The organism is Bacillota bacterium, from assembly GCA_030019365.1.
Taxonomy (GTDB): domain Bacteria; phylum Bacillota; class Sulfobacillia; order JACIYH01; family JACIYH01; genus JACIYH01.
This window is the reverse complement of record JASEFA010000003.1, coordinates 108,820-123,392: the sequence shown is the minus strand read 5'-3', so window position 1 is coordinate 123,392 and position 14,573 is coordinate 108,820. Positions and strand designations below refer to the sequence as shown.

Sequence of the window (14,573 nt, the reverse complement as noted above, 5' to 3'; positions counted from 1 at the left end):
ACAATCCCTACCTCATCCTGGTCGACCAGTCGAACCCGATTTGCGGGTCGTCGTACGCGATCCTCTTTTCGTCCGGATCCCCACGGTCGTATGGCTCGGTGGTCACGTAAATGATGAGAGCCGGCACCTCACCCAGGGTCCGGTATCCGTGAGCCACGCCAGCAGGTATGAACAGGACGGTGGGGTTATCCTCTCCCATGTAGAAGACGTTGGTTTCCCGATACGTCTCTGAATTCTGCCTGATGTCGTGCAGCACCACCTGGGCATTGCCCACGGGAAAGAACCAGACGTCGTCCTGCTTCTCATGATAGTGGAAGGCCTTGATCACCCCCGGGTACGTCTTGGCCATGGAAAGCTGGCCAAATCGGGGCAGCAGATCTTCATCGGCCCGCACTATCTCCTGGAAGAATCCGCGGTCGTCCGGGTGACGGATCAAGTGCTTGACCTTAACCCCTGCTATCATTCCGCCTTCCCTCCGCTGGATGCCCCGGCGGCGTGGCGGGACCCGGCGCGCCGATTCCCTCACACAGCCACATGAGCTTCATCGCCCAGAAAGAGCCGGAGTGCGCGGTGCCGGCTGTTGGCCCGCACCACCCGCACGTTCCTGCCGATGAGACTGTCCTCGATGGGCCCCACGTCGTCCAGCTCGCACGAATCCAGGACCACCGAGTGCTCTATGGACACGCCCCGGAGCTTGCTCCCGTCACCGATGGCGGTGAATGGCCCCACGAGACAGTCCTCGACCTGCGCCTGCCGGCCTATGACCGCCGGACCCCTCACCACACTGCGCCGGATGCACGCTCCTTGCCCGACCTCCACCCGACCCACCACCTGGCTTTCGGCGTCCACGTCGCCCTCAATGCGCCGGGAGGCATAGTGGTCCAGCACCACCCGGTTGGCCTCCAGGAGGTCATCCTTCTTGCCCGTGTCCAGCCACCACCCTTCGAGCATCCGGGCCCGCACCTTCCCACCCAGGGCGATCAGTTCCTGGATGGCATCGGTGATCTCCAGTTCCCCCCGCCACGAAGGTACGATACGGGATACAGCCTCGTGGATGCGGGCGGAAAACGCATATACCCCCACCAGAGCCAGGTTGCTGAGCGGGTCGCGCGGCTTCTCCACCAGGCGAGTAACCCGGCCACTTCCGTCCACAACCGCCACCCCGAAGGCACGCGGGTCCGACACCTCTTTCAACAGCAAGGCCGCATCTCCCTCCGCGCCTGCGAACTCTTGCACGAGCTCCCCCACCCCGCCCTGGATGAGATTGTCACCCAGGAACATGAGGAAGGGATCGGTCCCAAGGAACGGGGCCGCGGTCTTGACGGCGTGGGCGAGGCCGGCGGGACGCTCCTGTACTATGTAGGCGATCCGCAGCCCCCAGTGCGAACCATCCCCGAGGTAAGCCCTGATGGCATCCCCCGTCTCCGGTGCGATTATCACACCCACATCGATGAGGCCGGCGTCTGCCACCTGGGCCATAACGAAGTGCAGGATGGGCTTGTTGGCCACCGGCACCAGCTGCTTGGGCATGGTGTAGGTGAGTGGCCGCAACCTCGTGCCCCTTCCCCCTGCCAGGACCAGCGCCTTCACTTCGCCCTCCCTCCCCACTGGCGGGCGTACACCGCCTCGTAGTAATCGCGGTAAGCCCCGCTCCGCACCCGCCTCCACCAGCCCTCGTTGGCCACGTACCAGTCGATTACCTCGCGCAGGGTCTCCGCCAGGGGACGGGTGGGGACCCATCCCAGCTCCTTCCTGATCCGGGAGAAATCGATGGCGTAGCGGCGGTCGTGACCGGGCCGGTCGGGCACGAATCGTACCAGAGAGTCGGCCTTCCCGAGCAGGACAAGTATCTGGCGGACCAGGTCGATGTTCCGTAACTCGCACCCCGCTCCGATGTTGTACACCTCGCCCGGCCGGCCCCGCTGGATGACGGCGTCAATGGCCCCACAATGGTCCTCCACATGGAGCCAGTCCCGGATGTTCCTACCATCCCCGTAGACCGGTATGGGGAGATCCTGGATGGCATTCGTGATAACGAGGGGAATGAGCTTCTCGGGGAACTGGTAGGGCCCGAAGTTGTTGCAGCAACGGGTAACTATCACCGGCACGCGGTAGGTCTTCCACCACGCCCGGGCCAGCATGTCGGCCGAAGCCTTGCTGGCCGCGTAAGGGCTGTTGGGCGCCAGGGGACTGTCTTCTCTAGACGGCGGATCGCCCTCAACGAGGGATCCGTAAACCTCGTCGGTAGAAATCTGAACGAAAACACCGACGCCGTGATTCCGGGCCGCGTCCAGCAGCACCTGGGTGCCCAGCACGTTGGTGCACATGAACGGAGCAGAATCCAGAATGCTGCGGTCGACGTGTGACTCAGCGGCGAAATTGACCACCGCATCGCACCGCTGCCTGAACACGGCTTCGACTGCTACGGGATCGCCTATGTCCCCCCGCACGAACGAGTAACGCGCCTCGTCAATTCCTGCCAGGTTCTCCAGGTTTCCCGCATACGTCAGCTTGTCGAAGTTCAGCAACTGCCAGTCCGGGTGCTCCCTCAGGCAGTACCGGATGAAGTTCGATCCTATGAAGCCGGCGCCACCCGTCACAAGGACCCTCATGGGCGTCCGCCCCCCCTGCCGGCCCCTTCCCGATCGCCGGACAGGCAGCACCGCACGAGCTCCGCCACGTCGCCTGCCACGTCGACCCGCCCCACCTGCCCCAGGCAGGCCTCTCGGTTGCTGGCGGCTGCGACGTGCAGGATCTCCTCGCGCAAGACGGAGATGCCCCGGGGGGCGTCGATGCCCAGGCGGACCTGGCCGTCGCGCACTTCCAGGACGGTTACGCGGATCGTGTCGCCGATAAGGATGCTCTGGTGGAGCTTGCGGGCAAGGACCAGCACAGCAATCGCCCTCCCTGGCTGTCGCACCATCCCTGGTCGTGCCGGGACAGGATTTCCACCGCCTCCCAAAGGGGATGGCGGAACGAATAGCGCTCGTCGGAGAGAACCACCTGGCGCCCCAGGCGGGCACCCGCGTTGAGTACCACGGGAGCCCGCAGGTTAACCCACGCCTGCCGGGGGTCTTCCGGCACTGTCACTATGGCGTATAGCACCGGCCTGACTCCAGGATTGAGGCGCAGGCAGGTGAGCTCCCCCTCGGGCAGGGCCGGGTCGTAGCCGGGGGCGACCATCGTGGTGTCCACGACTACGAAGGCAACTTCGGGCTCGTTGAGGGACTGCAGCCACAGAAAGGGGCGCACCCTCTCGTCGTCGATGAGGACAAACTCCCGCGAGCGGGGGAAGCCGGGCATGGCCACCGGCCACCGCCACACCAGTTCGTCGGGGACTTTCAGGATACCGAACCTCCGGGTCAGCACTCGCATCCACAATCACTCCACGGAGCCAGCGATCCTGCTGCTGTCCGGCCGGCGCGGGGGCCTCCCCCCGCTTGGGGGCCGACCGATCCTCAATCTGTATCGGGCCGCTTCCCTCATCCGTATAGGACTGCCGCCCCGGAGTACAGGGCGCGACGACCTACTGCCTGCACTGAAACCGTCAGCGCAGGAAATCGAGCAGGCTTGGCTGGATGATGCGGGCGCCTACCCCGAGGGCGGCGCGGTAGGCGGCCTCCGTGCTGGTGAGGTGAACGATGACTTCTGCCATGTCGGCGTCTTCCGTTTCCGAAAGCAGGGCGGTGATCTCATACACGCTGTCCTGCAATCGGGAGCGGGTCGCCTCAAGCCGGTGTCCGTCTGCACCCACATGGGCCCTCTCTTCCAGAATCGCGTCCAGGGCCTGGTCGAGGTCATTGACCACGCCCACTGCCACGGTGTCCCCGGTGCTTATGGCGGCATCGAGCGCGTTCAGGTAGTTGGCCGTCGCGACCATCGCCTGCTGCAACGCACCGCTGCCGGGCCGGTTCACCTGGATGGCCGTGGCAGGTCCCGCCTCACGCCATATCGGCCGCGTATCACCGCTGTAGACGACGGGATTGCCTGGGTCCCCCGTGAGAGCGAAGGGCAGGGTGAGGGTTTGCTGGCCGGCGAAGATATACCGGTCGCCGCACTGACTGTTGCCGATGGCAACCAGCTGCTCGAGCAGCCGGGAAACTTCGGCCCGGGCAGCCTGCAGGGTGGATACGGGTACGGTACCGGCAGTGGAGATGGCCAGCTCGCGCACCCTCTGGACGACGTCGCCGGCCTGGCCCAGGGCCATATCGGTCATGCCGACCCAGCTGCGGGCATCGTCCACGTTGGCCAGATACCGGTTGATCCGGTTCAGCTCGCTGCGGAGGCCCAGGGAGCGCACCACGCCCACCGGATCGTCGGAAGGTTGAAGCAGCCTCTTCCCCGACGACAGCTCACGCTCGTACCGGGACAGGCGGGACCAGGTGCTGCGCAGGTCCGCCAGCACCCCGTCTATCATCATCCCCGTGGTTACGCGCACCTCTGACTCCCCCCTCGCTCCCCTTCCCACCTCGCCGGAGCCCGCCGCGTCGCGGCTGCGCATCGCCCGACGCACTGCGTCGCACCCGCGCGCCGCGCCCCTGGCACGCCCACCGGGGCGGCAGGGCGGCGGGGGCCTACCGGCCGGCCAGGCCGGTGCCCTCGATGAGGGTCCGCAGCATTTCGTCCAGGGTGGTGATTACCCGGGCCGCCGCCGCGTAAGCGTGCTGATACCTGACCAGGTTGGTCACCTCTTCGTCCAGCGAGACACCCATCACCGACTGGCGCTGGTGATCGATCTGCTGCAGGAGGACGCCCTGGTTCTCGCTCAGGCGCACTGCCTCCCGAGACATCACGCCCACCGCACCGATCACCGAGCGGAAGAAGTCATCTATGGTTCCCTGGTCGACGACCTTCTCCCGCTGCAGGCCCGCTATCCGGAGGGCGTTTTCCCCGTCACCGGGCGCCCCGTATCTGGACGCGGCTATCTTGCGCACGTCCTGCCTTATCTCGTACGCCAGGCCCATGTTGGCAGCCGTGGCGCCGGGATCGAAGAAATTATAGCCGGGCGGCTGGGGCGGCACCGCTTCCCCCGGCAGGAGCAAACCGTAGCCCTCGCGGTGGATGCGGTTGACCTCGTCGCGGAGGGAAGTCGCCAGCCGGTCCAGGTCGGCCATCAGGCCGGGGGCGATCTGGTCCCGTGCCTCCAGGTACCCCCCCAGCTCCCCGCCTCCCGGGTCGACGTCCAGCCCCGTGTCCGCCCATACCACCCGGCCCTGGTTGGGAGAACCCGGCTGCGGACGGACCTCCATGCGCCCTACCCGGAAGCGGTCGACCAGCACCATACCCGCAATGGCCACGGTGGCCACGCCCTGATCGTCGACCTGCACCTGCAGGTCGGCCAGGCGGGCCATCTGCTCGACGAGCAGGTCGCGGCGGTCGAGCAAGTCGTTGGGGACCTGGCGGTTGGCGGAGGCCAGGGCAATCTGCTCGTTGAGGCCGGCCACCTGTCGCGCCAGGTCGTTCAGATCGTCCACCTTGATGGCGATGGAGCGATCCAGATCAGCCTGGAGGTCCCACAACTGCCGGTAAAGATGACGGAAGACGTCGGCCAGGGCCTGCCCCTTCTGGCGGACCAGAGCGCGGGCGGCCAGGCTCTCGGGGTTGTTGGCCAGCTCCTGCCAGCTGGCCCAGAACTCGTCCAACACGGTGCGCAGGCCGGCGTCGGAGGGCTCGTTGAAGATGGATTCAACCTTGGCGAGGGCATCACGGCGCGCCTCCCAGCGGCCCAGGAGCTGCATGTCGGAGCGCACCTGGGCGTCCAGGAAGAGATCGCGCACGCGCCGGACCTCGGCCAGCTGGACGCCCCGCCCCAGGTAGGTGCCCCACGAAGCCCCGGGCACGGGCGCCAGGGCGGGCCGGGCCGGTTCGAGGATGGGCTGCTGGCGGGAAAAACCGGGGGTGTTGGCATTGGCCACGTTGTGGGCCGCCACCTCCAGGGCCCTCTGCTGCGCCCGCAGCGCCGAGAGTGCAATATGTATTCCGTCAAAGGTGGAGGGCACCCCCCTCACCCCCTGTCAGGCATGGCGGTCCACCGCACGGGGGACATCCCGGCGCCGGTGGCCTTTGGAGCTGTAACCGGGGCTCGCCTCCATCGGCAGCACCAGGTCCAGGGTGTGCCTCACCAGGGCCAGGGCCCGCTTGAGCAGGCGCTCGTTCTCCTGGTTGACTTCATGCAGGTCAACCACCAGCCGCTCTAGAGAGGTCCTCAACTCCCCCAGCCGGGCCGCCTCCGGCCAGCTGTTCTCCTGGCAGCGCTCCTGGATACGGGTCAGGCTGAGGGACTCAACGGGGATTCCCCAACTGCGGGCGAGGCCATCCGTCACCTGGGACCGCTCACCCTCCAGGTGGCCGGCGCGATGCACCAGGGCCTGCTGGACTTCCAGAAGCGCCTCCAGCCCGGGCAGGTCTCCCTTCATCACCAGTTCCTTCTGCCTCCGACCCAGGCTGAGAAGGTCACCGTAAACTTCTTCGTGAGCTTCCAGTACCCCGATGAGACTGGTAATGAGGCTCCGATCCATGGCGCCCCGCCCCCTCGGCCAACTGCTGCCCGCCGGCCGGGAGCACCCGGCCCCCGCCGTGCTGCAGCGGGCCGGCCACCCGTACTGCGGGCCACTTCCCCTCCGGCGCTACTGCAGGTGGTCGGCCAGATACCTGACCACCATCTTCTCGGCCACGTCCCGGGCGGGCACGTGATAGCTGCCGTCTTTCAGGGTCTCCGCCAGTTGCCGCACCACGTCCTCCCGCACCTCGGGCATCTGCCTGACCATTTGCGCCAGACGGGCCAGTTCCTGAGCGTCGGCGGAAAACTCCACCCTGTCGCTGCGGGAACCCGACCTGCGCGCCACCCCTGCCCGCTGACCGGAGTCCACCGCCTCGAGCCGCTTCTGATATGCCTCAATCACGCTCTGGATCTGGCGGTTGGAAATCTTCATGAGATACCCTCCCAGAGATCTCTATCTTCATTCATCGTCGTTTTCCCGGTGCCGCTTAACCAGATCGGCCACGTACATGCGTCCCCGCGATGAGCCCGGCTTCTGAGCCTCGGGGGCACCCTCATCCTGGGGCTCCTGCTTCGGCCTCTGCGACGCCCGGCCCACCTCCTGCGCCAGCTCGCGGGAGCAGCTGGCACAGAGGTATCCTCCGTCCACGGGCGCACCGCAACGCTGGCAGACGACAGCGCCCTTAAGGCCGTCCGTGGCCATGAGGCGACCCTGTCGAAGGAAAGACAGGATGAGCTCCGAGGGCGCGCCCGTTGCCTCCTCCACCTCCTCGAGGGTGGCTCCGGGCGATTGCCGCAGGAAAAGGCGTACCCGCTCGAACTGCTCCTCCTCTTCCGCCACACAGGAGGGACAGATCTCCCTGCCCCGGAAGACAAAGACGCGATCACACCTGGGACAGTTACGCATCTCCTGCATCTGCCGGACACCTTTCGTCGCCGGGTACGGTGGCCAGGACCAGCCCGTCCACCCGGGCGGCCCCCGCCTGGCGCAGAGCCAGGGTGCAGTAGGCCAGGGTAGCACCGGTGGTCATCACGTCGTCCACAAGGATAATCGTCGCTCCGCGCAGATCCAAAAGGGGTACAAACGTCCCCGCCAGGTTCTCCCACCTGGCCGCCCGGTTGAGCCCGGCCTGACGACGTCCGGTTCGCCGGCGGCCCAGCGCCCTGATCACGGGGACGTGCCAGTGCCGCCCCACCGCCCGGGCCAGATCCTCCGCCTGATTGAACCCCCGCTGCCGGTACCGGCCGGCCGTGAGAGGAACCGGTACCACAGAATCGGGACGGGGAAGGGTCGCCAGACCCACGCCCGCCACGATCTCCCCCAGGGGAGCACCCAGCCAGCGTTCCCCACCATACTTGAACCGGCAGATGAGCTCCCGGAGGGCCCCCCGGTATACTCCTGCGGGCCGCACCCGCCCCCACGGGACGGTCCCGTGCTCGCATTCGGGGCAGAGGCCGCCTGCGCCGGGACGACCGCAACGCGGGCACGACCGCTGCAACTCGCGGCGCCATTCCCGGAGACAGGAAGTACACACGTATGTGGGGAAAATGCCTTCCCGGCCACACACCGGACATCCCCCGGGAAGGGGAAACACCAGGCGATCAATGCCCTCCAGGACGTACCTCCCGACCGGGATGAAACGATCCAGCGCCCACCCACCCCGGCCCAGATGGCCCGGCCCCGACCCACCCCCAAGGGGGCATACGAATCCCTGCCCGCCCATCAGGCTGAACACTGGGCGCGCATCACCCGGTTGCCACCCATGGTCTTAGCCCGGTACATGGCCTGGTCGGCCTCCCGCACCAGGTCGGTGGCCTCCCGGGCATCGTCGGGAAACACGGCCACCCCGACGCTGGCGGTGATGCGCAGGGGGCCTTCCGGTCCCCGAAAGGCGTGAGACTCCAGCCGGGCCCGGATGCGTTCCGCCACCACCAGGGCCTCCTCCCGGGAGGCCCCGGCCAGGATGACGGCGAACTCGTCGCCCCCGTACCGGGTGGGGACGTCTATCTCCCGCACGGCCGACCGCAGCGCCTGCCCGAACTCGCGCAGCAACTCGTCTCCCACCACGTGGCCGTATTTATTGTTGTACTCCCCCAGGCCGTCCAGGTCCACGTACACCAGGGCCACGCTGTCGCGCCGGGCGCGGCACTGGCCGATGGTGTACTGCAACTGCCTGGTGAAGTACCTGTGATTGTAAAGCCCGGTCAGGTCGTCGGTCACGGACAGCTCTTCCGCCCTGCGGTACAGAGTGGCATTCTGTACCGCTACCGCCGCCTGGGTGCCCAGCACCTGCAGGGCCTGTAGCTCCTGGGGCGAGCAGGCACCCGGCTGGGCCGACGAAACCCACAGCACGCCCAGAAGGCCCCCGTCCATCAGGAGCGGCACCATGGCCGCCCCCCGCGGCGGAGCCGGATCTTCCGGAGCGGGCTGCACCCAGCCCGCCGCCAGGGCATCTGCGGTTACCGCAGCCCGCCGCTCGGCCACCAGGCGCCCCAGCACCCCCTCCCCCGGCCGCAAAGCAGATAGGGGGAACCCCGCCGGATAGGGATGGTCCAGGCGGGCCAGACGCAGGGTCCCGTCCTCGCCGTCGCGCAGGAAGATGGCACACACGTCGCACGTGACCAGCCTGCGGATGGCCTGCGTCAGCATGTCCAGCACGCGCTCCCGCTCGAGCGCGGCATTGAGCTCCTGCCCCACCTGCTGGATCACGCTGAGGCGGCGGTGAACGGCCTGCAATTCCAGGTGCAGCCTCAGGATGTAAGCCACCGCCAGCACCGGAATGAATACCAGGAGGGCCCAGAGCGGACCCTGCTGCCGGAAGGTGAAGGCGATGCTGACGCCCAGGGGCACGCTTACCAGGTAGTTCAGTCCGTCCCAGGAGACGGAACCACGCACGACCTCCATGGCCTTGCGGGGGGCCCGCCTGATGTCGCCCGCATCTCTCCAGCCGGCATACCAGGTGACCAGAAGATGATTGACGACGAAGTAGGTGAGAACCAGCAACAGGACCCCGGGACCCATGCCGTTACCTGCAGCCTGGTAAACCGAGCCCGCGGCGAGACACGCCAGGGCATACTGCCCCATGTTGAAAACACCCACGAAAAGCGGCCGCCGCCGGGGAAGGGTGTTGCCCAGCAGCGAAGACGCCATGCTGACCCAGGTTGCCTCCACCGTCCCCAGGACCAGGAAGGCCGGCAATACAGTGGCGAAATTGAGGCTCAGCCGAATCCCGGTGGGCAGGCGGACGTCCAGGAACTCGGCCACGGTGCCCATGGCGCAAAAGAGAAGCAGCGGTCGCAGGTCGGTCTGCGCCCCCCGGGCCGACAGGACCAGGGCAGCGGCGATGCCCAGCAACCCGACCACCCACGCGTAGACCCGATAACCCGGCTCCCGGCCCGTCAACCCCTCCCACTCCCCGCATTACATTAATCGGGTAATTCGCCATCAGGAAACGTCATCCTGCTCTTTCCACCAAGAAAGTAGACCACCCCGTCCGGAAGGTGGGATGACCCCTGCGCAGTCAGCAGCGGCACCAGCAAGACGGGCCGACCTCCCCAGGCGAAGTCTTCCACGATGCGGCACCACTCCGGCCCCGCCTGCACGAAGGACACGCCTGCCCCGGCCAGCAACCGTCGCGCTATGTGCGGAGTCTCATCGCCGGACCCTGCGTCCAGCACCATAACTTCCCAGGCCCGCGTGGCAGGCGACCAGGCCAGCAGGCGCAGCAGAATCCTGAGCAGCCCCTCGACCACCTCAGCCTGATCGCGGATCAACACCATGAGCAGGGGATGGCGAAAACCAGACCTCCCCCTCGCCTGCCACCAGCCCGCCAGTGCCTGCCAGAACACCAGAGAAAAAACCGCCAGTCCCGCGGCCACCAGCCACCCCAAGCCCGCTCCCCCCTGGCACCCGCCATTATATGCGCCAGAGGTTCATCGACCGACCGCGATGCCGCTAGGGAGTCGGAGGCAGGACGGGCCGGAGCGGCGGGGTCGCCGGCGCGGGCCTCTACCGCCTGGCGGGGTGGGCAGAGGCAGAGGCGGCCGCGGCGGCGTGGAGGGACGCGGTTTCGGCGATGCCGGCTGCCGCCTGCAGCAGGGCGGCCCGGTCGGTGCGCTCCCAGGGCAGGTCCAGCTCGGGCCGGCCGAAGTGACCGTATGCGGCCACCTGCCGATAGATGGGACGCCGCAGATCTAGCTGCGAGATGATGGCCGCCGGGCGGAAGTCGAAGTGGCGCTCGACCAGCTCCAGGATGCGGCTCTCGGGGACGGCAGCGGTGCCGAAGGTATCGATCATGAGCGATACGGGCCTGGCCACCCCGATGGCGTAAGCCACCTGCAGCTCGCACCTGTCGGCCAGGCCGGCGGCCACTATGTTCTTGGCCACGTACCGGGCGTAGTAGGACCCCGACCTGTCCACCTTGGTGGGGTCTTTGCCCGAGAAGCAACCGCCGCCGTGGCGGGCATATCCACCGTAGGTGTCCACTATGATCTTGCGCCCCGTCAGGCCTGCATCGCCCTGGGGGCCACCCACCACGAACCTCCCCGTGGGATTGACCAGGATGCGCGTGCGGTCGTCCAGGAGGCGCGCTGGCACCACCGGGCGCACCACGTGCTCGATGACATCCTCCTTGAGGGCCGCCAGGGGAACGTCGGGTCTGTGCTGGGCCGACACCACGATGCAGTCGGCCCGCAGGGGGACGCCGTCCTCGTACTCGATGGTCACCTGGGTCTTGCCGTCCGGCCTCAGGTAGGGGATCTCCCGCTCCTTACGCACCCGCGCCAGCCTCTGGGCCAGCTTGTGGGCCAGGGAGATGGCCAGGGGCATGAGTTCGGGAGTCTCGCGGCAGGCGTAGCCCACCATCATGCCCTGGTCGCCCGCCCCGGTGAGGTCAAGTTCGTCCCCCGAACCTCCCTGCTTCACCTCCAGGGCGCGATCGACGCCCAGGGCAATGTCGGGCGACTGCTCCTCGATGGCGGTCAGCACGGCACAGGTGTCGCAGTCGAAGCCGTACTTGGCCCGCGTGTATCCGATCTGGCGGAGCGTCTCCCTGATGATGTGGGGCATGTCCACGTAACAAACGGTGGAGATCTCCCCGAACACGAGCACCAGGCCGGTCTTCACAGCCGTCTCGCAGGCCACCCGGGCGTCCGGGTCCTTTGCCAGGATGGCATCCAGGATGGCATCGGAAACCTGGTCTGCGATCTTGTCGGGATGCCCCTCCGTCACCGACTCCGAAGTGAACAGATAACGACCCTGAGGCACCTTCGGACCTCCCTTCCCTGCTTGCCAGGCGCTGTTGCGCCGACCTCCGCTGTTCCGTAACTGTCCGCCGTCGCCGGGCTGCCCGGCGTTACCCGCCGACCCACGCCGACCCCATTCCCTCACCCGCGTGTCATCAACCGTGCAGGGCAAAGCGATTCCTGGCCGAACGCGATACTTCCCGGCATACCCGCAGCACCTCTTCCGCGTCTTCCACCGTCAGGGAACCCAGCCCGCACGAGGGTGTGACGAGGGCCTGATGCAACAGCCGCTCTCGGGGTAGCCCCGCCGCCACCAGGGCCGCGATCTCCTCTTCGAGGCGCTTCACCAGCGATGCGGCTGACTCCCGGCGGATGGCTTCCCCGTCGGCGGGAACGATTCCCCAGGCGATGCACCCGCCCCGCTCCAGGAACGCCCGCAGGGCGGGCACGTACAGGGCGAAGCTTTCGAAGTAGGAGTATGCGTCGAACGATATCACGTCGATGTCCAGTCCCAGGAGCATGCCCCAGTCCGTGTTGGCACAGCAGTGGATACCGGTCAACCCGCGGGCCCCCCCGAGCACCTTTTGCAGCCAGTCGCGCGCCTGGCCGGCATCGTAGGCGTAGAATGCCGATCCCACCGTACCCAGGTATGGTTCGTCCAGGAAGATCAAAGTGACCGGGTGGATCTCCCGCAGGAACCGCTCCTGCCAGCGCACCTTCAGCTCGAGCAAGGACAGCAATGCCTCCATCACCCGGGCATCGTACAGGACGGGCCTACCGTCCGGTCCGGGCAGGGAGAGCCCCAGGCTCACCGGGCCGGTCACCTGCCCCTTGACGGCGGCAGAATGTCTCACTTCCTGCGCCCGGTCGGCGAGGGCCCACAGGCCGGCCGCCCGTTCCCGGGGGATGACTCCGGCCGAATCGTCGCCAGCCGTATACCTGCCCAGCAGGTCGCCCAGCTCGCTCCAGAACGCATCCCAGTCGGGCACGGCGGGGGAGCCATCCCGCTCCGCCAGGCCGGGCATCCCGGTGAGGAACTGGCGGTACATGTTTTCCTCCGGCGCGCGCCGGGGGAGCTGCGGCCAGTAAGGCAGGTCGGGGAACGCGGACACCACGGCCTGCACCCCATCTTCCGCCCGCCGGTGGGGCAGGCTGCCGATCCCTGTCGCCATCATCTCTCCGGGCTGCATTTGCTCCCTCATGAAACGCAAAACCCCTTCTTTCCGAAGAGGCTTGGGGCGTTGCGCGCCTCTCATCCCTCAGAAAGAATCTGCGGCGCTTGGCACCGCTGCCTCGCCGGGGCCGGTTGCCGGGCTTCATCGGGGCCGTCCCTCCACCACTCTTGATAAGAGCCACGCTATTCGGTTGCGCATCAACGCTACCATAACCAGGGGGTTCCTGTCAATAAGAAGGCGCGCCCGCAACCGACTGCCGCCAGCGCGCCGTGGCCGAGGTGCAGCCGGCCGGCTGCCGCCACCGGGCAATAAGAAGGCGGGCCCCTAGCCTGGGCCGGGAGTATTGAGGCCCGCCTCCGGGAAACGCCCGGTGACCCGGAAGCCACCGGGCGTCACCACCGCTATGTGTTCTGACCACCCATATTGTATTCAGGTGAAGCCGGTTTCCTTCCGGGCACCGGCCCCGCTCCCCCTGCCCGGCCCCCCTTACACGCCGGCGTGGGGTCGCCCGGTGCCTCCGCCGGGAGCTGGCGGCCTGGCAACGAACCCTGAGACAGGGCCCGGTACAGGAAGTCAGCCAGCCCGGCCTGACCTGCCATCTCCCGCGCCATGCCCTGCAGGGCCAGACCCGAGTACACGGAACCACCGGCTACGCGAGCCATACCGGGAAGCATGGCGCGCTCAACGGTCTTGAGCACTTCCTCCCACAGGATGGCGGCAAATCCCTCGCATGCCTCTCTGAGAGCGGCGGATTGCCCACCATGCCGCTCATCGCTCGCCGTGGCGGCCGCGGGGACCACCCCCCGATTAACGGCGCAGGTTGTTGGCCATGCCGAGCATGTCATCGGCGGCCTGCACCACCTTGCTGTTCATCTCGTACGCGCGCTGGGCCATGATCAGCCCCACCATCTCTTCGACGACCTGCACATTCGCCCTCTCCAGAAAGCCCTGCCAGATCTCTCCCGGTGCACTGTCCGTTTCCGCCTCGCCCGAAGCATCCGTCTGGCGGTAGAGCCCCCCTCCCACGGCCTGCAATCCGGCTGGGTTGGGGAACGTCACCAGAGTGACTTGCCCCAGCTCGTGGGACGCTCCACCCGCCTGGGCCTGGATGCGCCCACCGGTATCGACGTGGATGGACCCGGCATCGACTCCTTCCAGCGTGTCCCACGAAGAAACCACCAGCTGGTGTCCATCGGAGTTGTATATCCGCCTGTCAGACCCCATGTGGAACGAACCCGACCTCGTGTACAGGATGTCCCCGTTTTCCAGCTCCACCTGGAAGAATCCGGGCCCGTGGATGGCCAGGTCGAGGGGCTGGCCGGTTTCCTCCAGCTGGCCCGGGAGGAAAGAGGGCATGGTCGCCACCACCCTCACCCCCGCCCCCACCGGAGATTCCCCGGTGGGCGGAGGTGGATTTGTAGTCGCCACCACGTCTCCGAACTCGACCCGAGTGGCTTTGAAACCGGGGCTGTTGACGTTGGCCAGGTTGTGGGAAATGACATCCACCGCCGTCTGCTGGGCCACCATTCCCGATGCCGCCGCCCACAACGCCCTCAGCATCTCGACCTCCCCCTTCCCCTGACCGCCTGACCCGGCGGCCGTCTCAGGAGCCACCCCGCCCCAACGGGCCGCAGCCCCCCCGCAGCGACCAGCGG

17 protein-coding genes and 1 riboswitch are annotated in these 14,573 nt (G+C 67.2%); all 17 genes read right to left on the bottom strand.

The window, feature by feature from the left end:
• Positions 1 to 7: 7 nt before the first annotated feature.
• The 17 genes from QME70_06750 to QME70_06670 all read right to left on the bottom strand — a co-directional run bounded on the left by QME70_06750 (position 8) and on the right by QME70_06670 (position 14,478).
• Complete coding sequence (locus QME70_06750) at positions 8 to 463, bottom strand: dTDP-4-dehydrorhamnose 3,5-epimerase family protein (protein ID MDI6894292.1); 456 nt, start codon at positions 461 to 463, stop codon at positions 8 to 10.
• A gap of 59 nt (positions 464 to 522) precedes the next feature.
• Positions 523 to 1,590, bottom strand: coding sequence for a glucose-1-phosphate thymidylyltransferase (locus QME70_06745; protein ID MDI6894291.1), 1,068 nt, complete (start codon positions 1,588 to 1,590; stop codon positions 523 to 525).
• Positions 1,587 to 2,612, bottom strand: a complete 1,026-nt coding sequence (gene rfbB, locus QME70_06740) for a dTDP-glucose 4,6-dehydratase (GenBank protein ID MDI6894290.1) — start codon at positions 2,610 to 2,612, stop codon at positions 1,587 to 1,589. Before rfbB ends, QME70_06745 begins: the two co-directional genes overlap by 4 nt.
• Complete coding sequence (gene csrA / locus QME70_06735; protein ID MDI6894289.1) at positions 2,609 to 2,893, bottom strand: carbon storage regulator CsrA; 285 nt, start codon at positions 2,891 to 2,893, stop codon at positions 2,609 to 2,611. The genes rfbB and csrA overlap by 4 nt, the downstream gene beginning before the upstream one ends.
• Positions 2,833 to 3,375 (bottom strand): flagellar assembly protein FliW, encoded by a 543-nt coding sequence (locus QME70_06730; GenBank protein MDI6894288.1) that lies wholly within the window; start codon positions 3,373 to 3,375, stop codon positions 2,833 to 2,835. Before QME70_06730 ends, csrA begins: the two co-directional genes overlap by 61 nt.
• A gap of 172 nt (positions 3,376 to 3,547) precedes the next feature.
• Positions 3,548 to 4,438, bottom strand: coding sequence for a flagellar hook-associated protein FlgL (flgL, locus tag QME70_06725; GenBank protein MDI6894287.1), 891 nt, complete (start codon positions 4,436 to 4,438; stop codon positions 3,548 to 3,550).
• 136 nt (positions 4,439 to 4,574) lie between these two features.
• Positions 4,575 to 5,999 carry a flagellar hook-associated protein FlgK gene (gene flgK, locus QME70_06720; GenBank protein MDI6894286.1) on the bottom strand — a complete coding sequence of 475 codons (1,425 nt, stop codon included), beginning with the start codon at positions 5,997 to 5,999 and terminating at the stop codon, positions 4,575 to 4,577.
• Positions 6,000 to 6,014: 15 nt separating this feature from the next.
• Positions 6,015 to 6,518, bottom strand: a complete 504-nt coding sequence (locus QME70_06715) for a flagellar protein FlgN (GenBank protein MDI6894285.1) — start codon at positions 6,516 to 6,518, stop codon at positions 6,015 to 6,017.
• A 108-nt stretch (positions 6,519 to 6,626) separates the two neighbouring features.
• Entirely contained in the window at positions 6,627 to 6,932 is a 306-nt protein-coding gene (gene flgM / locus QME70_06710) for a flagellar biosynthesis anti-sigma factor FlgM (GenBank protein MDI6894284.1), read from the bottom strand.
• A gap of 27 nt (positions 6,933 to 6,959) precedes the next feature.
• Positions 6,960 to 7,415, bottom strand: coding sequence for a hypothetical protein (locus QME70_06705; protein MDI6894283.1), 456 nt, complete (start codon positions 7,413 to 7,415; stop codon positions 6,960 to 6,962).
• Positions 7,399 to 8,235, bottom strand: coding sequence for a ComF family protein (locus tag QME70_06700; GenBank protein MDI6894282.1), 837 nt, complete (start codon positions 8,233 to 8,235; stop codon positions 7,399 to 7,401). The genes QME70_06705 and QME70_06700 overlap by 17 nt, the downstream gene beginning before the upstream one ends.
• Entirely contained in the window at positions 8,223 to 9,902 is a 1,680-nt protein-coding gene (locus QME70_06695; GenBank protein ID MDI6894281.1) for a sensor domain-containing diguanylate cyclase, read from the bottom strand. Before QME70_06695 ends, QME70_06700 begins: the two co-directional genes overlap by 13 nt.
• A gap of 23 nt (positions 9,903 to 9,925) precedes the next feature.
• Positions 9,926 to 10,390 (bottom strand): hypothetical protein, encoded by a 465-nt coding sequence (locus QME70_06690; GenBank protein MDI6894280.1) that lies wholly within the window; start codon positions 10,388 to 10,390, stop codon positions 9,926 to 9,928.
• A gap of 118 nt (positions 10,391 to 10,508) precedes the next feature.
• Entirely contained in the window at positions 10,509 to 11,765 is a 1,257-nt protein-coding gene (gene metK, locus QME70_06685; GenBank protein MDI6894279.1) for a methionine adenosyltransferase, read from the bottom strand.
• Between the two features lie 133 nt (positions 11,766 to 11,898).
• Positions 11,899 to 12,945, bottom strand: coding sequence for a hypothetical protein (locus QME70_06680; protein ID MDI6894278.1), 1,047 nt, complete (start codon positions 12,943 to 12,945; stop codon positions 11,899 to 11,901).
• A 47-nt stretch (positions 12,946 to 12,992) separates the two neighbouring features.
• Positions 12,993 to 13,095: riboswitch (SAM riboswitch) on the bottom strand.
• 224 nt (positions 13,096 to 13,319) lie between these two features.
• Positions 13,320 to 13,616, bottom strand: coding sequence for a hypothetical protein (locus QME70_06675; GenBank protein MDI6894277.1), 297 nt, complete (start codon positions 13,614 to 13,616; stop codon positions 13,320 to 13,322).
• 109 nt (positions 13,617 to 13,725) lie between these two features.
• Positions 13,726 to 14,478 carry a flagellar hook-basal body complex protein gene (locus tag QME70_06670; protein ID MDI6894276.1) on the bottom strand — a complete coding sequence of 251 codons (753 nt, stop codon included), beginning with the start codon at positions 14,476 to 14,478 and terminating at the stop codon, positions 13,726 to 13,728.
• Positions 14,479 to 14,573 lie beyond the last annotated feature (95 nt).